Origin of the sequence: Sphingomonas sp. NFR04 (assembly GCF_900114095.1) — a bacterium.
Classification (GTDB): Bacteria; Pseudomonadota; Alphaproteobacteria; order Sphingomonadales; family Sphingomonadaceae; genus Sphingomonas.
In genome coordinates this window covers 437,962-461,699 of the sequence record NZ_FORV01000004.1, presented here as the reverse complement: position 1 = coordinate 461,699, position 23,738 = coordinate 437,962, and the positions used below count along the sequence as shown (strand labels likewise).

Below are 23,738 nucleotides of genomic sequence, written 5' to 3'. Positions count from 1 at the left end.
CTCGGCCGCCCCGCCCCCGCCGAGATAGTACGGCGCATGGACCTGACGGTCTTGGCGGACGGGACCGGGCTTCCGCCGGGTTCCGGTTCGGTTGCAGCCGGGCGTGCCACGTTCGACGCGAAATGTGCATCTTGCCACGGTGCCGCAGGTCGGGGCGGTATCGCCGACCGTCTGACCGGCGGGGTCGGCTCGCTCGGCTCGGCGAAGCCGGTGCGGACGGTCGCGAGCTACTGGCCCTACGCGCCGCCGCTGTTCGACTATATCCGCCGCGCCATGCCGCTCACTGCCCCGCAGTCGCTGCGCGACGAGGAGGTCTACGGCGTCGTCGCCTACCTGCTGTCGGTCGACGGTATCGTGAAGGCCGACGCCAGGCTCGATGCGGCGTCGCTTCTGCGCGTTCGCATGCCGAACCGCGATGGGTTCGTCAGCCTTGAGGACAAAGGCTTTGACGGGACGCTAGTTCGAGCAGCGCCTGGAAATTGAAGCTTGTTCGTTCTCGCCGGCATCGCTTCGCCAACGTCGAGGTGGACGCCGCGAAGATCTCCCAGGTGGCCGCCGACCGATTGGGGAGAACGGCTAAGCGTAAAAGTTGTCGGGGCACCGGCGGCTGACACGTGCCGGCCTATTGAGCCACGACGATTTCGCCGAGCAACAAGGCCCCGAGGCCGAGCCACGCTGCCATGCGTTCAAGTTCAGTGACCAGGTGCTCGCGGGTGTCGAGCGGCGCATCCCGCTCGAGCGTGATGCGCTGCGCTCGCAGTACGCCATCCTGGCGGTCGGCTTTGAGGTCCACCCGGGCTACCAGTGCTTCATCAAGCAGGAATGGCAGCACGTAATAGCCATGGGTACGAAGCGGCTGCGGGACGTAGATCTCGATACGATAGCGAAAGCCGAACAGCCGCTCTGTTCGACTGCGCTCCCAAATGAGCGGGTCAAAAGGCGCCAGCAGCGCTGCACCGCGTATTCGGCGTGGCTTGGCTGCCTCGCGATGCAGCCACGCTTTTTGGCTCCATCCCTCAACCTCGACCGGTTCAAGGACACCCTCCTCGACCAGGCTCGCTATCGCTGGATCGCCTTCCGCCGGTTTCAGCCGGAAGTAGTCGCGGAGGTCGGCAGCCGTGGCAACACCGAGTGCTCGCGCACTACGTTCGATGAGCATGCGCTGCGCGGTAGCCGCATTTGGTGTAGGGAGTCCGAGGACGCCTGCCGGGATTACTCGCTCTGTCAGATCGTACAGGCGCGCGAAACTGCCACGCCGCGTCGCGGTGGTGATGCGCCCCGCCCAGAACAGATACTCCAGCGCATGCTTCGTGTCACTCCACTCCCACCAGCCGCTCCGGCTTGAGCCGTTCTCGAAGTCGGCGGCAGCGAGTGGGCCATCCGCAGCAATTCGCGCGAGAACCGCATCGGCTTCGACGCGGCGCTCGCCCGCAAAGCGCCTGAGCGCAACGTATCCGGTCTCGCCGCGCTCGGCCTTCGCCATCCGCCACCGTAACAGCGGATGCAAATCCATCGGGAGGAGCGAAGCTTCATGAGCCCAATACTCGAAAAGGCGTCGACCGGATTTCGGACCCCATGCATCGCGCTCGAGTAGTGCACGATCGTAAATGCCCAGCCGTGAGAAGGCTGGTAGATAGTGAGCACGCGTCAGCACGTTAACGCTGTCGATCTGGAAAAGGCTGAGGCGATCTACGGTTCGGCGTAACTGGGCTGCGCCGACCTGTGAGGGAATTCGGGAGGCAAACCCCTGCGCGGCTAGAGCAATCCGCCGTGCATCAGCGAGGGAAAGGCTGGTCGTCATCCCGTCGCTGATTGATCCGAGAATGGGCGAGGTCAAGCGACGCAGCACTGGCAATTATCAGATGCATGTAGACGGTTGCGCACTCACTTCCCGCTGTTCGGCCGGCTCACCGAGCCTGCCAAAAGCCGCCACAGACTGGATGGCGCGATCGGTGAGTAAATCGGCGCCGCCGGTGAATGTGGCGGCGCCGTGTCCCGCCTAGATCGGGTTCATCGAAGGAGGACTCGATCATGTTTAGCAAAGACCGCAAGACCGCTCTCGTTACCGGCGCATCGTCGGGGATGGGAAAGGAAATCGCCAAGCGCCTGAACGCTGACGGCTATCAGGTTTTCGTCGCCGCTCGCAGCGTCGAGCGGATGCAGGATTTGGCCGAGCTTGGCGCCGAGCCGATCGTGATGGATGTTTCGAATGGTGCCGAGATCGCGTCGGCCGTCGCCAGGATCATGGCGCTGACCGGCGGCGTTGACGTGCTAGTCAACAATGCCGGTTTTGGGCTTTATGGACCGATGGAAGAAGTCGGCATCGACGAAGCGCGCTATCAGTTCGAGGTCAACCTGTTCGGCGCGGCGCATCTGACGCAACTGCTGCTGCCGGCAATGCGCGCGAAGGGGGCGGGACGGATCGTCAACATCAGCTCGATGGGCGGCAAGATGTATACCCCGCTCGGCAGCTGGTATCATGCCACCAAGCATGCGCTCGAAGGCTGGTCCGACTGCCTGCGCCTCGAACTCGCGCCCTTTGGCATCGACGTCATCATCATCGAGCCGGGCATCATCGAGACGAGTTTCGGTGATGTCGCCGCGGGTGGCCTGATGGATCGATCGGGCACGGGACCGTATGCCGCGCTTGTGGAGGCGATCGTGCGCGGCACGCGCGACGCCTATCGCCCGGGAAAGAGCTCCCCGCCTAGTCTCATCGCCGACATTGTGGGCAAGGCCGTGGCGGCCCGCCGTCCGCGTACGCGCTATGCCGCGGGCAAGTTCGCCAAACTGCTGATCGGATTGCGCATGTGGCTGGGAGACCGGATGTTCGACCGCATCATCCTGAGCCAGGCAGCATGAATATGGTCAAGGCACCCGCAGACCGCTGCAAGATCCCGCCGGGCTTCTGGCACGCGGTGGAGGCGGCCGGCGTTCGCCCGCTCGACCTGCTCCACCGCGCGCAGCTGCCGCTCAACCTCCCGCTCGCCAGCGAGGGCATCCTGACGACGGCGCAGTATTTCGCGCTGATGGCGGCGCTGGGCCAGCTGTCGGAGATGGCGGCGGTAGGTTTGCACCTTGTCGAATTCGCAGACACCGCAGCGCACCCGCCATCAACCGTCGCCGCCTTCTATGCTCGCGATCTGCGCGATGGCCTCGAGCGGCTCGCCCGGTTCAAGCGGCTTTGCACGGCCGAGCGACTGGTCGTCACGCAGGAGCAGGACCGTTGTGTGGTGACCATCGATTGGCTGCACGCCGCGGGTCCCGAGCCGGAGGTAAGCGTCGACCTCACCTTCGCCACGCTGATGGAACTGGCACGGCGGGGAATTGGTCGGCGGGTCATGCCGCAGGCTGTTGAACTCAGCCGCCCAATGGCGTCGCACGGCGAATATGAGCGTTATTTTGGAGTGCCGGTGCGGTTCGACAGGCCGCGCAATGCGCTGACGTTCGACATCGCCGACATGGACACTCCGTTTCCCGGGCACAACGCCGCGATGATCGAGCTGTTGACGCCAGCGCTCACGTCCGAGTTGCAGAACCTCGACCGGCCAGTCACGATCTCCGAACAGGTGGTGACTGCGCTCAAGGCGAGGCTACCGAGTGGTCGCCCCGACATCAGTGATATCGCACGCCAGCTGGGGATGAGCGAGCGCACCCTGCAGCGTCGCATCACCGATGAAGGGACCAGCTTCAAGGAACTGCTGGTCGAAGCGCGGCAGGCGACATGTCGCCGCCTGCTCGCCGACATTGCGGTGCAGATCGACGAGGTCGCCTATTTGCTTGGCTATCAGGACACGCGCTCGTTCTACCGCGCATTCAAGGACTGGGAGGGTGTGACGCCAGCGACGTGGCGGCAGCGCCACCGGGCGGCGGCTGACTGAGGCGGGCTCCACTACCCGCTTACCTGATTCTCTCTTTTTGCGGGGATGCGCAATGTCCGAACCCCTGATCCTGTTCGCTCGCCTGAAGGCGCAGCCCGGCCAAGCCGAGGCGCTCGAACTCGCGCTGCGCGCGCTGGTCGGGCCGACCCGTGCCGAAGCGGGCTGCCTGACCTATGTCCTGCATCGCGCGATCGCGTTGCCCGATACCTGGCTCCTCTATGAAAGCTGGGCGTCGCGCGCCGCGCTCGACGCGCATTTTGCGCAGCCTTACATGCAGGCACTGATGAGCCGCGTCCCCGCGTTGGTCGATGGCGCGGTCGAGATGACCTTCGCAACGACGATCGGTGAGTGACCTATGAAGCGCGCGCCGCCCTCTGCTGTTGTCAAAAGTTAAATGTCTGGAGGTCGAACAGGCGGATCCCAACAGCGAGCGGACCTCATTTAGATAGTCTGGCGGTCAAAAAGGGCGTTCGACACTTCTCGACCGCCCCACGATAGTCGGATCAATCGTCGAACCAGCCCGTATCGCCTATGGGCATGCCCGGCGGGATGGCGGGCGCTGCCTGGCGATTTTCCAACTTGCGCTGCAACGCCTCCTTGTCGCGCAGCAACGCAGCGGTGTGCCGGGCCCATGCGCCGTCCTGGCCGGTGCCGACCGCAGCCAGCGTGGCGGCGATCGTCGACAGACGATCCTCGAGAAGCGCCGCCACGTCCGGGCCGGTCTCGGGATCGCGCGCGGCGGCGGCGATCGACAGCAGCATGCGATAGGCGATGCGACGCCCCACCGCATCGCGTCGCGCGGTGGGGAGCGTCGCCTGCAGGCGATCGAGCAGCGCCTCGACACCCGGCAGCGACGGATCGCGCCGATGCTGTTCGAACAGCCGGCGCAGGCGTGCCGGGGCGAGCAGCGTATCGAGCGTCAGCTGCGCCGCCACGTCCGCCGCGACCAGCGGATCGAAGGCGAAGGACCCGGCATTGCGGAACACTTCTTGGTCGAACTGCGGATCGTCGCGGCCGTTGATCGCCGCGGAAAGCGGCATCACCAGCCGATCGGGCACGGTGAGCGTTGCCGGCGACAGCGTTTCGATCAGCGCATCGAGCGCCGCCGCCTGCGTGGCGGCGGGCACCGGCTTGGCCATCGGGTGGTTGTCGCCCGCCACCGCATAGTCGGAATCGATCCCGCCGACGAGCTTGCCGACGGCATCGATGTCGTAGCGGTGGAGCAGCCAGACGGGCACGAACTTGCGCCGCAGATCGGCCAGCGGCTCGTCCTTGCGCAGCGCGCCCGGCCCGAAATTGGCGAGCGCCACGCGCCGCACTGCCAGCATGTGGCGCAGCGACGCCACCGGATCCGGCCCGTCGTCCCACATGCTTCCCCAGGGGCTCGGCGTATCGGGCGCGCGGCCATCCACATCGGTGACGTATCGCAGCCCGCGCGCCTGCACGGCGAGGGCCTTCTGCCGCGCCGCCGCGTCCGGATCGACACCCGGGGCGGGCTGGCCATAGAGCCAGTCGACAATGAAGTCGTCCCACGCGCCGCCGCCTTTGGCATAGGCGTCGGACAGATCGATCGCGCCGCCGACCAGTTTGATGCGCGGCGGCGGATAATCCATCACGGTGGTGCGATCCTGGGTGCTGCCGGCGAAATTGTGCATGAAGCCGAGCGCATGGCCCACTTCGTGCGCGCCGAGCTGGCGAATGCGATCGAGCGAGACGCGCACCGGATCGTTGGCACCGCCGCTGCTATTCTGGGCGGTACCGACCAGCCCTTCGAAGATGGTCATGTCCTGCCGCACGCGCAGCGCGCCGATCACGACATTGCCCTTGATGATCTCGCCCGTGCGCGGATCGACGATGCCGCCGCCATAGGACCAGCCGCGCGTCAGCCGGTTGCTCCAGTTGACCATGTTGTAGCGCACGTCCATCGGATCGGCGCCCTCGGGCAGCACCTCGGCGCGGAAGGCGTCGATCAGCCCGGCCTTGTCGAATGCGGTGCGCCAATAGTTCACGCCTTCCACAAGCGCGGTGCGGATCGGCTCGGGGGCGGCGCGATCGACATAGAAGACGATCGGCTTCTTCACCCGCGAGCGCGGCGCGGCGGGATCCACCTTCTCGAGGCGGAAATGGTTGGCGAGTTGCTGCACCACGTCCTGGCCGAGCGGCGTGCCATAGTCGTAATAGCGCTCCCCGCTGGTCCCCGACCGCGGATCGAAGCGCCGCACCTGGAAGCCGGGGGCGGGCAGGCGCACGAAGCTGTGATGGACGACGAAGCCGATCTGGCGCGGTTCGGCGGCGATGGCGGAGACTTCGCGGCCGGGCGTGTCGCTCTGATAGGTCTGGAGGGCGTCGATTTCGATATTGTCGGGGAACGCCTTGACCGAGCCCGGATCGGCGGCGCTCAGCGATTCCGCCAGGCGGAAACCCTTGCCGCCCTCGTTCAGCGCGTCGGCCAGCCCCACCGTGTCGCGGGTGAGGAATGGCGCGATGTCGATCGTCAGCGTCCCGTCGGGCCCGGACGCCACCACGTCGAGCATCGCCACCACGTTAAACGGGAAGCTGGAGCGGCCGCCCTCGGCCACCGCGGCATCGCCCGTGGCCCGGAAGCGCCAGTTCTCGAAGGTCACCGCCACCTTCTTGCCGATGCGGCGAAAGGCGAGGATCTGTTCGGGGCCGACCATGCCGCGATCGATGCGGAGATTGGCCGATCCCAACCCGCTGCGCATCGTCGTCGCATAGAGGAAGCGACCGGCCACGCCGTCGGCATCGGGGCGGGGCAGCGTGAACAGGATGCGGCCCTCGGCCGGCACGGCCTTCACCGGCAGCAGCGGCGCCTCCTGCGCGCGCGCCGGGAGCGCTGCGGCCGCCGATGCCGCCGCCGCGGCCAAGATGATCGCCATCGCCATTCTGCTCACCCTATCCCGCATGCCCGATCTCCCCATTGCAGTGCTGCACTGCGCCATCCTACTCGGAAAAACGATTGTGCATCCCGGCAATTTTCTACAATTTTCAGGGTGAAAACGATCGATTTGTTCAACGGAAGGGGCGCCAAATGAACAATTCCGCTACGGACGATATCGACGGGACCGATCTTCGCATCCTCAACCACTTGGTCTGCGACGGCCGCAGCTCGGATGTCGCGTTGGGTGAACGCGTTCATCTGTCGAGCACGGCAACGGCACGGCGGCGCAAGATCCTCGAGGATCGCGGCGTCATCCGGGGCTATACCGCCGAGCTCAACATGGCCGCACTTGGCTATGGCATCGACGTGCTGGTTTCGATCGAGCTCAGTTCCCAGGCGGAACAGGCGCTCAACGAGTTCGAATTGGCGGTGGTGCGCTGTCCTTCGATGTCGTTCTGCAGCTTCGTCTCGGGCGAGACGGACTTCATCATGATGATCCATGTCCGTTCGTTCGAGGATTATGATCGCGTTTATCGGCGCGAGCTATCGACCCTCCCGCACGTCGCGCGGATCCGCAGCAGCTTCCTCATGCGCTCGGTCGAACGCCGGATCGTCGCACCCGTAGTGCTCGAATCCATCCGTCACGCCTGATACTAAGCTTCAAGACAAAGGATTGCTGAGAACGAATCCAGCGTAAACTACCGGCTTTTCGTTCGATTCCGTCAATCAGCCGGTCCAGGCGCATGTTCTTTGCCGAGAAGCGACGACGCCTGTTCGCTACACTGCATCGCATAACAGGGGCGACGCAACGACGGAACGCACCCGAGGCAGGACGAACCAACCACGCGGGAGAGACGGCACGTCACCACGGGGGTTCACAACATGCACGAGAGTCGCATCGGCCGCGCATCCGCGCGTCCGTCCAGCATCCAGCGCCGCGCCCGCTTCGCCACGGTCGCGCCGGGCGCATTGATCCTTTGCCTCGCCTGGTCGGGGTCGGCCTTGGCGCAGGCGGAGGCGCGGGGACCCGACAAGTCGGCGCCGGCGGAAGGGCAGACTACCAACACGCCGGGCGGCAAGCCGGAGATCCCGGTCGATCCGCTGACCGGCGAGCCGAGTGTCGAGCAAGGCGGCGAGATCGTCGTCACCGGCTCGCGCATCGAACGCGACGGCTATAGCGCGCCCACCCCAGTCAGCGTGATCAGCAGCAAGGAGATCCAGACCGAGGCGCCGGCCAACATCGCCGATCTCGTCAACACCCTGCCGGCGGTGCGCGGCAGCTCGACCGCCGGCAATTCCAACGGCTCGCTGAGCAACGGGCTTGCAGGCATCGCCTCGGTCAATTTGCGCGCGCTCGGCGCCAATCGCACGCTGGTGCTGTTCGACGGGCAGCGCTCGGTCGCTTCCGCCACCAGCGGCGTGGTCGACATCAACACCTTTCCCCAGGCGCTGATCAAGCGCGTCGAGGTGGTCACCGGCGGCGCCTCCTCGGCCTATGGCTCGGACGCGGTGTCGGGCGTGGTGAACTTCATCCTCGACAAGGAATTCAAGGGCGTCTCGGGCGATTATGAGTACGGCATCACCACCTATGGGGATGGCCCGAACCACAAGGTATCGCTCACCGCCGGCACGCCATTCGCCGGGGGCAAGGGGCACCTCCTCGCCAGCGGCGAATATTTCAAGCAATATGGCATCCAGACGATCGACCGCGACTGGAACGATGCCGGCTTCTTCCAGATCGACAACCCCGCCTATTCGGCCGCGGCCTGCACCGACAACAACGCCGCGACGATCTGCTACCCGGCGCGCCTGATCCAGGGCGGCATCGGCACCAGCCAGTTCACCCCCGGCGGCCTGATCAGCACCGGCCCGTTCCGCGGCACCTATTTCGGCACGATCGATCCGGCGACCGGCAAGGCGACCACCGGCACGCTCGCCTTCGGCCAGGTCAACGGCCAGTGGATGGTGGGCGGCGATTACAAGCTGACCCGCGAAGGCCATCTGAGCAGCGCCACGCTGCTCCCCGCCGAAACGCGCGGCAGCGGCTTCGGGCGGGCGAGCTACGCCTTTTCCGATGCGATCGAGCTCTACGCCCAGGTCGCGTACAGCCGCTACCAGGGCCAGAGCTATTACCAGCAGACGCCATCGACCGGCGTGACCATCCAGGTGGCGCCCAGCGCCGCCAATGGCGGGCTGGTCAACGCCTATCTGCCGCAATCCTTCCTGAACCAGGTGAGCGCCTACAACGCGTCGGTGGCGGCGGCGAGCCGCATCTCCACCATCGCGATCGGCACCAGCAATGCCGGCATCCCGCCCCAGGGCAGCGACAATACCCGCGAAGTCTATCGCTATGTGCTCGGCGGCAGCGGCAAGTTCGTCGTCGGGCCGATCGACTGGGCCTGGAGCGGCTATTACCAGAAGGGCGTCACCAAGACGCAGGAACTGCTGACCAACGCCTGGAACGTAACCCGCCTCGCCCAGGCGACCGACGCGGTGGTCGCGCCAGCCGGCAACAGCGCCGGCATCGCCGCAGGCACGATCGTCTGCCGCTCGACGCTGACCAGCCCGAGCAACGGCTGCGTGCCGATCAACCGCATCGGCGTCGGCGGCGTCACCCAGGCGGCGCTCGACTATATCTTCTACGACGGCCAGCAGCCGCTGCGCTACCAGACGCTCAAGCAGGACGTCGCGGCGCTCAATTTCTCGACCAACAATCTGGTCGATCTCTGGGCGGGGCCGATCTCGCTGGCCTTTGGCGGAGAATGGCGGCGCGAGGCGGTGTCGGGCTATGTCGACCCGCTGTTCCAGCCGAGCCTGGTCAACGGCGTCTCCACGCCCACGTGGATCTACGGCAATTACCTGCCCAGCTTCGGCCACTATACGGTGAAGGAAGCCTATGCCGAGACGCTGGTGCCACTGTTCAAGGGCGCCGACTTCAACGGCGCGCTGCGCGTCACCGACTATTCCACCTCGGGCAGCGTCACCACCTGGAAGGCCGGGGCCACCTGGCAGCCGATCCCGGACATCAAGCTGCGCGCGACCTATTCGCGCGACATCCGCGCACCCAATCTGGGCGAGCTGTTTGCCGCCGCCACCGGCCGCACCAACACGGTGAACGTGCCGCTGGCCAATGGCGCCCAGCGGACCGACCAGTTCCTCGAAGCGACAATCGGCAACCCCGCGCTTAACCCGGAGATCGCCAAGACGTTGGGCGTCGGCGCGGTGTTCACCCCCAGCTTCGTGCCGGGCCTCGCCGCTTCGGTCGACTTCTACCGGATCAAGCTGGGCGGGGCGATCAACACGATCACCGCGCAGACGCTGGTCACGCAATGCTATGAGCAGGCCAATGCCGCTGCCTGCGCGGCGATCACCACCACCGGCGGGCGCGGTGCGACCGCCGCGGGGCTCGCGATCACCAATATCGAGCTGAAGCCCACCAACTTCGTCTCGATCCTCTCCAAGGGCATCGACTTCGAGCTGAGCTATCGCCGCAATCTGGGCGCCGGCAAGATGACGCTGCGCGCGCTGGTGACGCGCAACCTCAGCCTCTACACCAACAACGGCATCGACGTGCCGACCGAAGCGGCGGGGCAGAATTCGGGCAGCCTGCCCGACTGGAGTTATCGCTTCTCGGCCGGGTACGACGTGGATCGCTGGACCTTCCAGCTGGTCGGCCGCGGGGTTAGCAGCGGCGTGTACGACAACAGCTATGTCGTCTGTTCCACCGACTGCCCGGTCTCGACCGTCGCCAACCGCACGGTGAACACCAACCATATCGCCGGGGCGATCTATTTCGACCTGCAGGCCAATCGCGAGTTCGCGGTCGGGCGGGTGAACTTCCAGGGCTTCCTGTCGATCCGCAACCTGTTCGATGCCGATCCGGTGCTCGTCGGCAACGGCCCCACCGGCAACAACACACCGGCCTATCCGCAGACCAACCGCGCCCTCTACGACGTGCTCGGCCGGGTCTACCGGCTGGGAATGCGCTTCCACTTCTGACCCTGCCGGGCGGCGCCCTCGCGCGCCGCCCCCTTCCCCGTTCCAAGGAGAGACCAGCCATGACCCTGTTGTCCCGCACCCTCGCGACCGCCCTGATCGCGAGCACCACGCTCACCCAGATCGCGGTCGCCGCGCCCCGTCCCGCCGATCCGCCGGCACTCCAGGCAGCCGCCGCCGATCCCAAGCTCGCCCAGATGAAGGCCGATGCCGTCACCAACATCGATGGCCATGCCAAGCTGGTGCAGGAAATGGTGGATTCGGTGTTCAGCTTCGCCGAGCCGGGTTTCCAGGAATATCAGACGATGGAGTATCTGACCGGCATCCTGGCCAAGAACGGCTTCACCATCACCAAGGGCGTGGCGGGGATGCCCACCGCCTGGACCGCGACCTGGGGCAGCGGCGGGCCGCTGATCGCGCTGGGCAGCGACGTCGACTGCCTGCTCGGCCTGTCGCAGGTGCCCGGCTCGCCGACGCTCAAGCCGCTGGTGCCGGGCGCGCCGGGGCATGGCGAGGGGCATAATGCGGGCATGCCGCTGATCATCGCCGCGGCGATCGCCACCAAGGCGGTGATGGAGAAGAACCACATTCCCGGCCGGCTGATGCTGTGGCCCGGCGTTGCCGAGGAACTGCTCGGCGCCAAGGCCTTTTACGTCAAGGCGGGGCTGTTCAAGGATGTCGACGCGACGATCTTCACCCATGTCAGCAGCGATTTCGGCACGACGTACGGCAACCTGGGCAACAACGCGCTGGTCTCGGTGGAATATACCTTCCACGGCAAGACCGCGCACGCCGCCGGCATGCCCTGGGAAGGCCGCAGCGCGCTCGACGGCGTCGAGATCATGGACACGGCGTGGAACTTCCGCCGCGAGCATCTGCCGGTCACCCAGCGCTCGCATTATGTGATCACCAACGGCGGCGGCCAGCCCAACATCGTGCCGGACCTCGCCTCGGTCTGGTATTATTTCCGCGAGCAGAATTTCGACAGCGTCCGCAACCTGTACACGATCGGCACCGAGATTTCCGAGGCCGCGGCCAAGGCGACGGGCACGACGGTGGAGCATCATCTGCTCGGCTATGCCGCGCCCAATTTCGCCAACAAGCCGATGGCGGAGGCGGCCTATGCCAACATCAAGGCGATCGGCATGCCGGCCTGGACCGCGGACGACCAGGCCTTCGCCAAGGCGGTCCAGCAGGCCAATGGCCGCACGGTAAAGCCGCTGCCGACCGAGATCGGCCCGCTCTCGACGCCGGAGACCCGCGAGCGCTCGCTGGGCGGCGGTTCGGACGATATCGGCGACATCATGTGGACGGTGCCGACGATCACCATCCGCTTTCCGTCGAACATTCCCAGCCTGATCGGCCACAACGTCCTGTCCGCGATCGCGATGGCGACGCCGATCGCGCACAAGGGCGCGGTGGCCGGCGCCAAGGCGGTGTCGCTGACGGTACTCGACCTGATGACCGATCCCAAGCTGCTCGCCGATGCCAAGGCCTATTTCCGCGACGTGCAGCTCAAGGACCAGAAATATGATCCGGTGGTCGCGCCCAGCGATCAGCCGGCGATCCACCTCAACCAGGAACTGATGGAGCGCCTGCGGCCGAAGATGAAGCCGTTCTACTATGACCCCAAAAAGTATCCGAGCTACCTCGACCAGCTCGGCGTCAAATATCCTAACCTCAAGACCGAATGAATCTCACCGGGTTCGCGTGCCGCGCTCCGTGCCGGCACGCGCTCGGGCGGAGCGTTCGACGCTGCGCTCAACGCAACGCCGATAACCACGCGGAGGCAGTGCACCGCAGCCTGCTTATCCGCGCAGCGCCTTGCGCACGCTGGGCAAGATGCGGCCGACGATGATATCGACACCGCGGGCATTCGGATGCATCCCATCCGCCTGGAGCAGCGCCCGATTGCCGGCCACGCCGTCGAGGAAGAACGGGTAGCGCGCTACGCCATATTGCTTCGCGAGCGCGGGGTAGATGCCGTCGAAGGCGCGCACATATTCCGGCCCCAGGTTCGGCGCGGCGCGCATGCCGGCAAGCAGCACGGGGATGCGGCGATGGCGCAATTCGGTGAGGATCGCATCGAGATTGGCCCTGGTCTGCGCCACCGGGAGCCCCCGGAGCATGTCGTTCGCCCCGAGTTCGACGATGACCAGATCGGGCGCTGTCCCCAGTCCCCGCAGCCCCCATCGCAGGCGCGCACGGGCCTGTGCGGCCGTGTCCCCGGCGACCCCGCCGTTGCGGACCGTTGCCGCCACGCCTGCACGGCGCAGCGCCGCCTCCAGCCTGGCGGTGAACCCCAGGGCGGGCGGAAGGCCATAGCCGGCGCTGAGGCTGTCCCCGAACGCCCAGATCACCGGCGCGCGCGGCGCGGCATGGGCGCTCGACGCAAATACCAGGACCCACAGCATCGCGAGATGGACAATCCCCCGCAACGCTCCATATCGCTTCAGGCGTGACCATGGCATCATTCCCTTCCGATAGCGCGCTGATCGATGCGCGCAATGTTTCGCTGTCGCTGGGAAGAGCGCCCGCTCGGGTGGATATCCTCCGCGGGATCGACTTGCGCGTCTCCGCAGGCGAAAGCGTCGCGCTGCTTGGCCCCTCGGGATCGGGCAAATCGTCGTTGATGGCGGTACTCGCCGGGCTGGAACGCCCGAGCGGCGGCACCGTCTCGGTCGCCGGGCTGGATTTCACCGCGCTGGACGAGGATGCGCTCGCCGTCGCACGGCGCGGGCGCATCGGCATCGTGCTGCAGGCCTTCCACCTGCTGCCGACTATGACCGCATTGGAGAATGTCGCCGTGCCGCTGGAACTGGCGGGCACGCGCGACGCGTTCGCGCGTGCCGAGGCGGAGCTGGCCGCCGTCGGCCTCGCGCACCGGATCGGCCATTATCCCGCGCAGCTTTCCGGCGGCGAGCAGCAGCGGGTGGCGATCGCCCGGGCGCTGGTCGGGCGCCCTGCCCTGCTCTTCGCCGACGAGCCGACCGGCAATCTCGATACCGCCACCGGCGCCGCGATCATGGACCTGCTGTTCGAGCGCCACGCCGCCAGCGCGACGACGCTGTTCGTCATCACCCACGATCCCGCGCTCGCCGCGCGGTGCGCGCGCGTCGTCACGCTCGCCGACGGACGCATCGCCACCGATCGGCCGCGCGCATGACCATCGCCTGGCGGCTGGCGCTGCGCGACCTGCGCCGCGGTGGCCGCGGGCTGGTGCTGCTGATCGCCTGCCTCTTCCTCGGCACCGCGGCGTTGGCCGGGATTGGCAGCCTCGCCGCCAGCATGATCGCCGCGCTCGACGCGAACGGCCGGCAGATCCTGGGCGGCGATGTCGAATTCACCGTCTCCCAGCGCCGAGCCACGGTGGCGGAGCTTGCCGCCTTCGCAGAAGCGGGCCGCGTGTCCGAAACGGTGTCGATGCGAGCGATGCTGCGCAAGCGCGCCGACACCCCCGCGATGCTCATCGATCTGCGCGGAACGGACGCGGCGTGGCCGCTGGTCGGGCGATTCCGGCTCGCGGCGGGCGCGCTTTCCGACCGCCCGCGGGGTCGGGAGATCGCCATAGCCGCAGCAGCCGCCGATCGGCTGGGGGTGAAGCCCGGCGACAGCGTTCGGCTGGGCTCGGCATGGCTGCGGGTGATCGGGATCATCGCCGACGAACCCGATCGGCTCGGCGCGGGGTTCACGCTCGGGCCGCCGGCGCTGGTCGACCTTGCCGGGCTCGACGCGACCGCGCTCGTGCAACCCGGCAGCCTCTACGAGAGCCATTATCGCATCGCGCTCGCAAGGCCTGCGGACGCAGCCGAGGTGCAGCAGCGCCTACTCGCCCGCCTGTCCGGGGCCGGCTGGACGGCGCGGACCAGCGACCGTGCCGCCGGCGGGCTGCGGCGCGGCATCGACCAATTCGGCCAGTTCCTGATGCTGGTCGGGCTGGCCGCGCTCGCCATTGCCGGTGTCGGCGTGGGGAGCGGCGTCGCCGCCTATCTGGCGGGCAAGACCCGGATCATCGCCACGCTCAAGGTGCTGGGGGCGACCTCGCGGACGATTGCGGCGAGCTTCCTTACGCAACTGGGGGCCGTCTCGGCGCTCGGGATCGGCAGCGGCCTGCTGGTCGGCGCCGCCTTACCGTGGCTGCTGACCAGCCTCGTCGGCGCATCGCTGCCGGTGCCGCCGCGTCTCGCGCTCTATCCGGTGCCGCTGGCCACCGCCGCTTCGCTGGCGATGCTGGTGGCTTTGCTGTTCGCGCTGCCGGCGCTCGCCCGCGCCCGCGACGTGCCGGCCGCAACCTTGCTGCGCGACGCGCTCGGCATGGGTCGTCGGCCGTCGGCGATCGTGCTGGGGCTGATGGCGCTGCTGGTGGCGGCCCTGGTAGCGCTTGCCGTGCTGACCGCGTCGGACCGGCTGCTTGCGCTGGGCTTTGTCGGTGCAGTGGCGGCGCTCATTGGGCTTTTGTGGAGCTTCGGCCTGGCCATCCGCTTCACTGCCTCGAAACTGCCCCGGGCCCGCACGCCGTTGCTGCGGCTTGCGATCGCGAACCTGCATCGACCCGGCGCGCAGACCGATCGTCTGGTGGTCGCCCTGGGCCTCGGCTTCTCGCTGTTCGTCGCGCTGGCGGTGATCGATGCCAGCCTCACTGCCGAGCTGCGCAATGCCGCACCGGCCAAGGCGCCGCGCTTCTTCGCGATCGACCTCCAGCCGGAGGACGCAGCGACCTTCGCCCGTGCCGTCCGGAGCGTCGCCCCTGGCGCTACGATCGAGACGCAGCCGTCGCTGCGCGGATCGGTCGTCGCCCTGCGCGGTCAACGGGTCGCCGATATGAAGACGTTGCCCGAAGGCGCATGGGTGCTGCGCGGTGACCGGACCCTCACCTGGTCGGCCACGCTGCCGCCGCGCAATACGGTCGTCGCGGGACGATGGTGGTCGGCGGACTATCGCGGTCCCCCGCTGGTTTCACTGGAAGACAAGGCAGCCGCCGCGCTGGGCCTCAAGGTCGGCGACAGCATCACCGTCTCCGTGCTCGGCGTCGACGTGCCGGCGCGGATCGCGGCCTTGCGCAAGATCGACTGGGGCGGGCTCGGGCTCAACTTCGCCATCGTCTTCTCGCCCGGCTATATCGAGGAAGCGCCGCACGGGCTGCTCGCCAGCGTCTATGCCGATCCCGGGCGCGACGGCGCCGTCATGCGCAGCGTCGGGACCGCACTCCCCTCGGTCACGCTGATCCGCGTCGGCGACGTCATCGGGCAGCTCGGCGCGGTGCTCGGCCAGATCGCGGTGGCGATCCGCGCGGCGGCGGCGGTGACCGTGACGGCGGGGATCGCGGTGCTGATCGGCGCGGTTTCCGCCTCGGCCCGCGCGCGGCGCTACGATGCGGTGATCCTCAAGCTGCTCGGTGGCAGCCGCCGTCAAGTGCTGGGCGCGCAGGCGCTGGAATATGCCCTGCTCGCCGCCGCCCTGGTGCTGGTGGCGGTCGGTGTGGGCACGGCCGCGGGATGGTATGTCGTGACCCAGGTATTCGCGATTGCCTGGGCTCCGCGCTGGGACATTGTCGCGGCGACGGTGGCGGCGGCCGTGGCGGCGACCCTCGGCATGGGGATCGTCGGCAGCCTCCCTGCCCTTCGCGCCCGGCCCGCCGCGGCGCTTCGCGACCTGTAGCGGCGGGTCGCCGAAGCGGGCAGAAGCGGCGCGGCGGGGAAGCACACTGGGCGTCCGCTTCTGGCGAGACCTGCCGTCGACGCGTCACCTGGCAAGGGCGGGTACGCCCCAGTTTTCACCATCGCCAGCGGGCGAGCTCCGGAACGTGTGCGCCTCTGATGCAGGCACCTCGCCGGGCCCAAGCACGGTCGGGATCATTGAATTCAAGACCGCCCGTATCGAAGAATTCAAACACCCTCCGCTTCTTTCTCGAATTTGCATTTTGGGTGCCGGATGGCAAATTCGCGTGGCGTGTTTAGATTAAACAGAGCTGGAATCGTCAGCTATTTTGGAATCGAGCCCACCCCACATTTGCAAGTGACGGTATATCGCACGGTATCCGGGATTGAGGAGACGCTCGCCGCCTTGCAGCTCGGCTTCCGCACCGTCAGCCGCTAATCGCCTGCGTGCAAAGGTTTTCGCCGTCGCGCGAAGGCCTGCTTTGCCACGCCCAAGCAAAAGCTTATTTTCCTAGCTTGCGGCTGGGAATTACGACCCTCCGCAACACATAAGGAGGATCGGATGGGGCGCTTGCACGGTTGGATGGTCGCGGGGCTGCTGGCGGGGGTGGCGCAGCCGGCGCTCGCCCAGGCACAGGACGCCGAGGCGCCCGCGAAGGATGGCGCTGGCGACATCGTCGTCACCGCGCGCTTCCGCAACGAGAATCTGCAGGATGTGCCCATCGCCGTTTCGGTGGTGAACGGCGACGTTGCCGCCTCGCGCAACCTCAACACGCTGCAGGATCTGTCGACCGTCATCCCCACGGTGGATTTCCGCACCGGCCAGTCGAACAAGGACCGTACCGTGTTCATCCGCGGCGTCGGCACCATTACGACGTCGCCGGGGGTCGAAAGCTCGGTCTCGACGGTGATCGACGGCGTGGTGCTGGTGCGCCCGGGCCAGGCGACGCTCGACCTGCTCGATCTCGACCATCTCGAGGTGCTGCGCGGTCCCCAGGGCACGCTGTTCGGCAAGAATGCCTCGGCCGGCGTGATCAACCTCGTTACCAAGTCCCCGACCAAGACGCAGACGGGCTCGCTCGAAGGCGGCTATTACGAAGGCGGCGAGGGCCGCATCAAGGGCACGGTTTCGGGCCCGATCACCAGCAATATTGGCTATACGCTGAGCGGGCTCTACGCCGCCTATCGCGGCAATGTGTACAATGTCGGCACCCGCGACTGGGTGAACGGCTATGACCGCTGGGGCGTGCGCGGCAAGATCGTCGCCAAGCCCAATGACGACGTCACGATCACCTTTGCCGGCGACTATCTCTACAATCGCGACGATACCCCGCAGGGCGTCTATGTGAGTTCCTCGCGCGTCGCCTATCCGACCGGCGTGGTGACGCCGAACGCAACCCTTGCCGGCCTGCTGACCCAGGAAGGCATCACGCCCTCGGCCAACAACACCCGGGTCAACACCAATTTCGACGCCGAGGTGCGCGACCGCAATTATGGCGGCTCGATCACGCTCGATTGGGGGCTGGGCGGCGGTTACACCCTCACCTCGATCACCGCCTATCGCGAATGGAAGAACCGCCAGACGCCGGATTGGGATGCGCGCGCGGTCCTCGCCACGGGCTTCCCGCAAGGGCGCGACGACGGCAGTGTGGACTTCGACCAGTTCTCGCAGGAGATCCGCCTCGCCTCGCCCCAGGGCGGGCTGGTCGACTATGTCGTCGGCGCCTATCTGCTCTCGGCCGATACCGACGAGCGCTACCAGCGCAGCGTCACCCAGCTGATCGGCGGTGCGCCGGTGACCAACAACGGCGTGGCGAACTACGGCATCCGCGCGCAGAACCACGCGCTGTTCGGCGAGGCGAACCTGCACGCCACCGACAAGCTGACCTTCATCGCGGGCGGGCGGCTGATCCATGATTCACTCAGCTATTTCCACCAGCGCGCATCCGACACCGCGACCGGCGTTCCGGGCATCCGCCCCAGCTTCGCCAGCAATGGCAAGACCGACCGGGTGGATTACAGCGCGCGCGCCGGCGTCCAGTACAAGCTGGCGCCCAACGCCAACACCTATTTCACCTTCTCGCGCGGCTATAAGGGCCCGGCCTACAATGTCTTCTTCAACATGCAGGCGTTCGACACCCAGCCGCTCGCGCCCGAGACCTCGACCAGCTACGAAGTGGGCCTGAAGGGCAGCCTGTTCGGCGGGCGGGTGAGCGGCGGGATCGCGGCGTACGTCACCAACTATGACGGCTTCCAGGCCAATTTCACCGACACCTATCTCGGCGCGATCGTCACCCGCCTGATCAACGCAGGCAAGGTGCAGACCAAGGGCGTCGAGGCGGACCTCAATGCCCGGCCGACCGACCGACTGACGCTCAATTTCGCCGTGGCGCGCACGGACGCGCATATCCAGCACTTCAACTGCCCGGCAGCGACCACCTGCACCTCGATCGACGGCGGCGCCCTGCCCTTCGCCCCCGACTGGAAGCTGAGCGGCGGCGCGGCGTGGAAGCTGCCGATCACCGACGGCCTCGCGGTCGAGCTGCAGACCGACGCGAGCTACAAGAGCAAGACGCAGTACGCGATCACCCAGAACCCGGACACGATCCAGCCCGCCTATGGCATCTGGAACGCCAGCATCGCGCTGATCGGCGGCGAGCGCTGGGAGTTGCGCGCGCTGGTGAAAAACATCCTCGACCAGCACTACTCCAACTACCTCGTCTATGGCACCACCGCGGGCGTGGTCCGTTACGTGCCGCGGGACAATGATCGCTATGTCGGCCTGAATGCGCGCATCCGCTACTGACAGCACCGCCGGGGCGCAGGGTCGCTGGGCGATCCTCGCGCTCGTGTTCGGCGCGGTGATGCTCAACTATGTCGACCGGCAGATCCTCGCGCTGCTCAAGCCGATGCTACAGGGCGAGTTCCACTGGACCGACCGCGACTATGCGCACATGGCCTCGGCGTTCCAGTTCGCGGCGGCGCTGGCCTTTCTCGGCACCGGCTGGTTTCTTGACCGGGTGGGGCTGCAGCGCGGCTTCGCACTGGGCGTGGCGGTGTGGAGCATCGCGGGCATGGCGCATGCCTTCGCCACCACGGTCACCCAGTTCGTCGCGGCGCGTGCGGTGCTGGGCGCGGCGGAGTCGATCGGCACCCCGGCGGCGGTGAAGTCCGCCGCCACCTTCTTCCCCCCAGCCGAGCGCTCCCGCGCGCTCGGCATCGGCAACACTGCGCCCAATTTCGGGGCGATCCTCACCCCCTTGCTGATCCCGGCGCTGGCGCTGTGGGTCGGCTGGAAGGGCAGCTTCCTGATCGCCGGCGGGCTGGGCCTCTTCTGGGTCGCGGTGTGGCTGCGCTATGTCCCCGCTGCCGCCAGCGTGCGCGGACCGCGCTCCGACGTGCCTTGGCTCCACCTGCTGCGCGACCGGCGGACGCTCGCCATCGCCGTCGCAAAGGTTTTGAGCGACCAGGTCTGGTGGTTCCTGTTGTTCTGGACGCCGGACCTGTTCCACCGCCAATTCGGGCTGGAGCAAGGTGCGCTGGGCCTTCCCGTGGCCCTGGCCTACAGCCTCGCAGCGCTGGGCGCGATCAGCGGCGGCTGGGTGCCGGGCTGGCTGCTCGCGCGCGGCTGGGCCCCGGAGCGGGTCAGGCACACCACGCTGCTCGGCTACGCGCTGCTCGTGCTGCCGATCCCGCTGGTGCTGGTGGCGAGCAACCCTTGGCTTGCCGCCCTGCTGCTCGGTCTGGCGCTGTTCGCGCACCAGGGCTTCTCGACCAACGTGTTCGGGCTGGCGACCGACATCATTCCCGCCAGCCGCGTCGGATCGGTGATCGGCATCGGCGCCTTTGCCGGCAACCTCGCCGGCATGGCCATTCTCGAGCTGGCCGGCTGGTCGCTCGACAATGGCCATGGCTATGCGCCGATGTTCTGGATCGCGGCCTTTTCCTATCTCGCCGGCGCGCTGCTGGTGCGCTGGATCCTCCCGCGCACCGCCTATGCGGACGCGGGCTGACCCAGCAGCTCGGCCATGTCGACCACCCGACGCTCGCGAAGGCTGATCTCCGCCGCCATGCCGATGGCGACGGCCTTCAGCCCGTCCTCGGCGGTGACCTCTACCGGCCCCTGCCCCCGCACCGCGCGGGCAAAGGCCTGATGCTGGTAGTAGGTCGAGCCATGGTGCGAGCCCGCCGCCAGCGCCGCAGCATCCACCTCGATGTGGCGCTTCTCGGGCGCCTTGGGGTTGCCGAAGCCGGTGCGGGGCGAACGGGTGAGCACGCTGCCCGGAATGCTCACGTCGAGCCGGGCAATATCACCGGTCGCGACGATCTCCTCCTGCTCCTCGGCCCCGTCCGCGAACATGCACAGGTCGAGCAGCGCGCGGGTGCCGTCGGCGAAATCCACGGTGGTGAAGCTATTGTCGACGATGTCCGGGGTCGCCCCGTCATAGCGCTCGTCCAGATGGTTCACGTCCTGCGCGCCCGAGCAATAGACGCGCACCGGCTCGGAGCGGAGGATGAAGCGCATCAGGTCGAAGAAATGGCAGCATTTCTCCACCATCGTGCCGCCGGTGTTGCGCGCGAAGCGGTTCCAGTCGCCTACCTTCACCAGGAAGGGGAAGCGGTGCTCGCGCATCGCCAGCATGCGCAACCGGCCGATCTCGCCGCCATGCACGCCGGCGATCAGCGCGGCGACCGGCGGCATGTAGCGATATTCCATCGCGGTCCAGAACACGGCGTCATGCCGCGCCGCGCGGTCGGCGATCCAGCGCGCATCCTCGATCGTCGTCGCCAGCGGCTTCTCGCAGAGGATATGCAGCCCGGCATCGAACAGCGGCGCCACCGTCTCCCGATGGATGAAGTTCGGGCTGGCGACGATCACCGCGTCGAGCCCGTCATGCTTGGCCAGCGCCTCGGCATCGCGATAGGCGGTCACGTCCTGCGCCTTGCCGCCCAGCGCCTCGCGCGCCCAGCCCAGCGAGGTCTCGACCGGATCGGCGATCGCCACCAGCTCCGCCCCCGGCGTGATTGCAAGGTTGTGGATATGCTCCACCCCCATCATCCCGCACCCGACCAGACCGTACCGAATTCGCGACGCCATACTCTTCTCCAGAGGCTTTGAACGATGACCACCCATCCCCAGACCGACGCATCCGGCAAGCAAGAACAACTTCCCCCCTGCGAAGTGAGCTGGTTTTCCGCCCTGTGCGACGACGATTACGAGTTCCTCGGCCAGCCCGATCCGCGCCTGCTCTCCAGCTGGGAGCATTGCCGCGACATCGTGCTGGCGGCGGAAAGCGCCGGGTTCGACAACATCCTGCTGCCCTCGGGCTATGCGCTGGGCATCGACACCACCGCCTTCGCCGCCGCGGTCGCGACTTTGGTCCGCCGCATCCGACTGCTGATGGCGGTGCGCGTTGGCGAGAGCTGGCCGCCCCAGCTCGCGCGCCAGATCGCGACGATCGACCGGATCCTCGGCGGCCGGCTGGCGGTCAACATCATCTCCTCGGACCTGCCGGGCGAGACGCTGGCCTCCGCCCCCCGCTATCGCCGCACGATCGAGGCGATGCACATCCTGAAGACGCTGCTGAACGGCCAGCCGCTCGATCACCAGGGCGAGTTCTGGCAGCTCAAGGTAGAGCCGCCGCGGATCACGACCGTCTCGGGCCGCGCGCCCCAGCTCTATTTCGGCGGCCTGTCGGAAGATGCGCGTGAGGCGGCAGCCGAAGGCGCCGACGTCTATCTGATGTGGCCGGACCGGATGGAGGCCGTCGCCGCCACGCTCGAAGACCTGCGCGCCCGCGCCGCCAAGCGCGGCAGGACGCTGCGCTTCGGCTACCGCGTCCATGTCGTGGTGCGCGAGACCGAGGCGGAGGCGCGCACCGCCGCCGACCGGCTGCTGTCGCATCTCGACGCGGCGCAAGGCGAGGCGATCCGCGCCCGTTCGCTCGACGCCCAGTCGGCCGGCGTGCGCCGCCAGGCCGAACTGCGCGAGGCCTCGGCGGGCGACGGCTATGTTGAGGACAATCTCTGGACCGGCATCGGCCGCGCCCGCTCCGGTTGCGGCGCAGCAATAGTCGGCGATCCGGATCAGGTACTGGCCAAGCTCAACGCCTATCGCGCGCTAGGGATCGAGGCGTTCATCCTCTCCGGCTATCCGCATGCCGCCGAAGCCGACCTGTTCGCGAGGCATGTACTGCCGAAGCTGGAACATCAGCGACTTGGATGAACAGACTCAAATCGAACTCGAATCCTGGCCTTGGTCAGCATTGGCAAAGTCCGGAGATGCGCAGCCAGCATCGAGTGGCGAAGGGCGCAGAATGCGCCGTCTGGCTTTTGTTACCTGTCTTTAGCGGCCGGCCCAGCAGACTGGCGACGCCGAAATCACAGGGTGGTCATTCCACAGGGTGCCGATCCGGGTGATGCAGCCACAAGCTTCCTCGGGACGTTGACCGGCGAGGCGGATGGAGAGCGCGATGCGAACGGTCATATTACCCGGCGGCGATCAGGTGCCCGCGTTGGGCCAGGGCACGTGGAGGATGGGCGAGCGACCGGCGCAGCGCGACGACGAGATCCGTGCGCTGCGCGAGGGCGTCGGCCTCGGCATGACGCTGGTCGATACCGCCGAAATGTATGGCGATGGCGCGGCCGAGACGTTGATCGGGGAGGCACTCGGCACGGTGCGCGACCAGCTGTTCCTGGTGAGCAAGGCCTACCCGCAGAATGCCGGACGCGAACGTCTCGCCGTCGCGTGCGAGAACAGCCTCCGGCGGCTCGGCACTGATCGGCTGGACCTGTACCTGTTGCACTGGCGCGGCAGCGTGCCGCTCGGCGAAACCGTCCTGGCGATGGAGGCGCTGCAGGCGGCGGGCAAGATCCGCAACTGGGGCGTCAGCAACCTCGATGTCGACGACATGGAGGAACTGATCGCCGCCGGCGGCAATGGCTGCGCCGCAAACCAGCTGCTGTACAACCTGACGCGTCGCGGTCCCGAGCACAGCCTGCTCCCCTGGCTCGACGGACGCCATATTCCGGTAATGGCCTATAGCCCGATCGAGCAGGGCCGCCTGCTGTCGAACGCCACGCTCCGCCGGGTGGCGGAGACGATCGGCGCGACGCCGGCGCAGGTGGCGCTGGCCTGGGCGATGCACCGCGACGACGTGATCGCCATCCCGAAGGCGGGAACGGTGGCGCATGTCCGCGAGAACCGCGCGGCTGCCGATCTCGTGCTGTCGCAGGACGACCTCGCCGCCCTCGACGCCGCCTTCCCGCGCCCGGGAGCGCGTCGCCCGCTCGAGATGCTCTGAA

17 protein-coding genes are annotated in these 23,738 nt (G+C 67.3%); 13 read left to right on the top strand and 4 right to left on the bottom strand.

Translation table 11 applies throughout. The features are described 5' to 3' along the window. The first annotated feature begins 36 nt into the window (after positions 1–36). On the top strand, positions 37–483 hold the full coding sequence (locus BM009_RS14540) for a c-type cytochrome (RefSeq protein ID WP_093297385.1): 447 nt from the start codon (positions 37–39) through the stop codon (positions 481–483). 139 nt (positions 484–622) lie between these two features. Here the strand turns inward: BM009_RS14540 and BM009_RS14535 are convergent, their stop codons facing one another. Next, a complete protein-coding gene (locus BM009_RS14535) occupies positions 623–1,801 on the bottom strand; it encodes a winged helix-turn-helix domain-containing protein (RefSeq protein WP_093297244.1) in 1,179 nt (392 codons plus the stop codon). A gap of 230 nt (positions 1,802–2,031) precedes the next feature. Here BM009_RS14535 and BM009_RS14530 point away from each other — a divergent pair, with 230 nt between their 5' ends. Genes BM009_RS14530 through BM009_RS14520 form a run of 3 tightly spaced genes read left to right on the top strand, consistent with a single transcriptional unit; the run spans position 2,032 to position 4,233 of the window. After that, a complete protein-coding gene (locus BM009_RS14530; protein WP_093297243.1) occupies positions 2,032–2,862 on the top strand; it encodes an oxidoreductase in 831 nt (276 codons plus the stop codon). Beyond that, positions 2,859–3,881: an AraC family transcriptional regulator gene (locus tag BM009_RS14525; protein WP_217644202.1), complete on the top strand. Its 1,023-nt coding sequence runs from the start codon at positions 2,859–2,861 to the stop codon at positions 3,879–3,881. The genes BM009_RS14530 and BM009_RS14525 overlap by 4 nt, the downstream gene beginning before the upstream one ends. 52 nt (positions 3,882–3,933) lie before the next feature. Further along, complete coding sequence (locus tag BM009_RS14520) at positions 3,934–4,233, top strand: putative quinol monooxygenase (protein WP_093297239.1); 300 nt, start codon at positions 3,934–3,936, stop codon at positions 4,231–4,233. A 151-nt stretch (positions 4,234–4,384) separates the two neighbouring features. Here the strand turns inward: BM009_RS14520 and BM009_RS14515 are convergent, their stop codons facing one another. After that, positions 4,385–6,778: a zinc-dependent metalloprotease gene (locus BM009_RS14515; protein WP_254772295.1), complete on the bottom strand. Its 2,394-nt coding sequence runs from the start codon at positions 6,776–6,778 to the stop codon at positions 4,385–4,387. Positions 6,779–6,930: 152 nt separating this feature from the next. Between BM009_RS14515 and BM009_RS14510 the strand changes: the two genes are divergently transcribed. From BM009_RS14510 to BM009_RS14500, 3 genes are all read left to right on the top strand, one after another. Next, on the top strand, positions 6,931–7,431 hold the full coding sequence (locus tag BM009_RS14510) for an Lrp/AsnC family transcriptional regulator (RefSeq protein WP_093297236.1): 501 nt from the start codon (positions 6,931–6,933) through the stop codon (positions 7,429–7,431). A 231-nt stretch (positions 7,432–7,662) separates the two neighbouring features. Next, on the top strand, positions 7,663–10,779 hold the full coding sequence (locus tag BM009_RS14505; RefSeq protein WP_254772294.1) for a TonB-dependent receptor plug domain-containing protein: 3,117 nt from the start codon (positions 7,663–7,665) through the stop codon (positions 10,777–10,779). Positions 10,780–10,838: 59 nt separating this feature from the next. Then, positions 10,839–12,470 carry an amidohydrolase gene (locus BM009_RS14500; RefSeq protein ID WP_175488029.1) on the top strand — a complete coding sequence of 544 codons (1,632 nt, stop codon included), beginning with the start codon at positions 10,839–10,841 and terminating at the stop codon, positions 12,468–12,470. A gap of 114 nt (positions 12,471–12,584) precedes the next feature. On the opposite strand, the gene BM009_RS14495 is transcribed toward BM009_RS14500, so the two are convergent. Next, positions 12,585–13,190 carry an arylesterase gene (locus BM009_RS14495; protein ID WP_093297235.1) on the bottom strand — a complete coding sequence of 202 codons (606 nt, stop codon included), beginning with the start codon at positions 13,188–13,190 and terminating at the stop codon, positions 12,585–12,587. A gap of 50 nt (positions 13,191–13,240) precedes the next feature. Here BM009_RS14495 and BM009_RS14490 point away from each other — a divergent pair, with 50 nt between their 5' ends. From BM009_RS14490 to BM009_RS14475, 4 genes are all read left to right on the top strand, one after another. Further along, on the top strand, positions 13,241–13,942 hold the full coding sequence (locus BM009_RS14490) for an ABC transporter ATP-binding protein (RefSeq protein WP_093297233.1): 702 nt from the start codon (positions 13,241–13,243) through the stop codon (positions 13,940–13,942). After that, on the top strand, positions 13,939–16,434 hold the full coding sequence (locus BM009_RS14485) for an ABC transporter permease (RefSeq protein WP_093297231.1): 2,496 nt from the start codon (positions 13,939–13,941) through the stop codon (positions 16,432–16,434). The genes BM009_RS14490 and BM009_RS14485 overlap by 4 nt, the downstream gene beginning before the upstream one ends. Before the next feature lie 561 nt (positions 16,435–16,995). After that, on the top strand, positions 16,996–19,239 hold the full coding sequence (locus tag BM009_RS14480; protein WP_093297229.1) for a TonB-dependent receptor: 2,244 nt from the start codon (positions 16,996–16,998) through the stop codon (positions 19,237–19,239). After that, the gene (locus BM009_RS14475; protein WP_093297228.1) at positions 19,220–20,446 is read left to right on the top strand and encodes an MFS transporter; all 1,227 of its coding nucleotides are present in this window, start codon (positions 19,220–19,222) and stop codon (positions 20,444–20,446) included. Before BM009_RS14480 ends, BM009_RS14475 begins: the two co-directional genes overlap by 20 nt. Here BM009_RS14475 and BM009_RS14470 read toward each other — a convergent pair. After that, on the bottom strand, positions 20,428–21,531 hold the full coding sequence (locus tag BM009_RS14470) for a Gfo/Idh/MocA family protein (protein WP_175488028.1): 1,104 nt from the start codon (positions 21,529–21,531) through the stop codon (positions 20,428–20,430). The two genes, BM009_RS14475 and BM009_RS14470, sit on opposite strands and share 19 nt — an antisense overlap. A gap of 24 nt (positions 21,532–21,555) precedes the next feature. Here BM009_RS14470 and BM009_RS14465 point away from each other — a divergent pair, with 24 nt between their 5' ends. Both BM009_RS14465 and BM009_RS14460 read left to right on the top strand, forming a co-directional pair. Then, complete coding sequence (locus tag BM009_RS14465) at positions 21,556–22,659, top strand: LLM class flavin-dependent oxidoreductase (RefSeq protein ID WP_093297226.1); 1,104 nt, start codon at positions 21,556–21,558, stop codon at positions 22,657–22,659. A gap of 247 nt (positions 22,660–22,906) precedes the next feature. Next, positions 22,907–23,737 (top strand): aldo/keto reductase, encoded by an 831-nt coding sequence (locus BM009_RS14460; RefSeq protein ID WP_093297378.1) that lies wholly within the window; start codon positions 22,907–22,909, stop codon positions 23,735–23,737. Position 23,738 lies beyond the last annotated feature (1 nt).

Bases quoted from the DNA above. Each gene is read 5' to 3' on its own strand.
- BM009_RS14535 (WP_093297244.1), bottom strand. From the start codon at position 1,801: ATGACGACCAGCCTTTCCCTCGCTGATGCACGGCGGATTGCTCTAGCC.
- BM009_RS14540 (WP_093297385.1), top strand. From the start codon at position 37: ATGGACCTGACGGTCTTGGCGGACGGGACCGGGCTTCCGCCGGGTTCC.
- BM009_RS14470 (WP_175488028.1), bottom strand. From the start codon at position 21,531: ATGGCGTCGCGAATTCGGTACGGTCTGGTCGGGTGCGGGATGATGGGG.
- BM009_RS14460 (WP_093297378.1), top strand. From the start codon at position 22,907: ATGCGAACGGTCATATTACCCGGCGGCGATCAGGTGCCCGCGTTGGGC.
- BM009_RS14475 (WP_093297228.1), top strand. From the start codon at position 19,220: ATGCGCGCATCCGCTACTGACAGCACCGCCGGGGCGCAGGGTCGCTGG.
- BM009_RS14485 (WP_093297231.1), top strand. From the start codon at position 13,939: ATGACCATCGCCTGGCGGCTGGCGCTGCGCGACCTGCGCCGCGGTGGC.
- BM009_RS14465 (WP_093297226.1), top strand. From the start codon at position 21,556: ATGACCACCCATCCCCAGACCGACGCATCCGGCAAGCAAGAACAACTT.
- BM009_RS14515 (WP_254772295.1), bottom strand. From the start codon at position 6,778: ATGGCGATCATCTTGGCCGCGGCGGCGGCATCGGCGGCCGCAGCGCTC.
- BM009_RS14505 (WP_254772294.1), top strand. From the start codon at position 7,663: ATGCACGAGAGTCGCATCGGCCGCGCATCCGCGCGTCCGTCCAGCATC.
- BM009_RS14495 (WP_093297235.1), bottom strand. From the start codon at position 13,190: ATGCTGTGGGTCCTGGTATTTGCGTCGAGCGCCCATGCCGCGCCGCGC.
- BM009_RS14530 (WP_093297243.1), top strand. From the start codon at position 2,032: ATGTTTAGCAAAGACCGCAAGACCGCTCTCGTTACCGGCGCATCGTCG.
- BM009_RS14490 (WP_093297233.1), top strand. From the start codon at position 13,241: ATGGCATCATTCCCTTCCGATAGCGCGCTGATCGATGCGCGCAATGTT.
- BM009_RS14500 (WP_175488029.1), top strand. From the start codon at position 10,839: ATGACCCTGTTGTCCCGCACCCTCGCGACCGCCCTGATCGCGAGCACC.
- BM009_RS14480 (WP_093297229.1), top strand. From the start codon at position 16,996: ATGGGGCGCTTGCACGGTTGGATGGTCGCGGGGCTGCTGGCGGGGGTG.
- BM009_RS14520 (WP_093297239.1), top strand. From the start codon at position 3,934: ATGTCCGAACCCCTGATCCTGTTCGCTCGCCTGAAGGCGCAGCCCGGC.
- BM009_RS14510 (WP_093297236.1), top strand. From the start codon at position 6,931: ATGAACAATTCCGCTACGGACGATATCGACGGGACCGATCTTCGCATC.
- BM009_RS14525 (WP_217644202.1), top strand. From the start codon at position 2,859: ATGAATATGGTCAAGGCACCCGCAGACCGCTGCAAGATCCCGCCGGGC.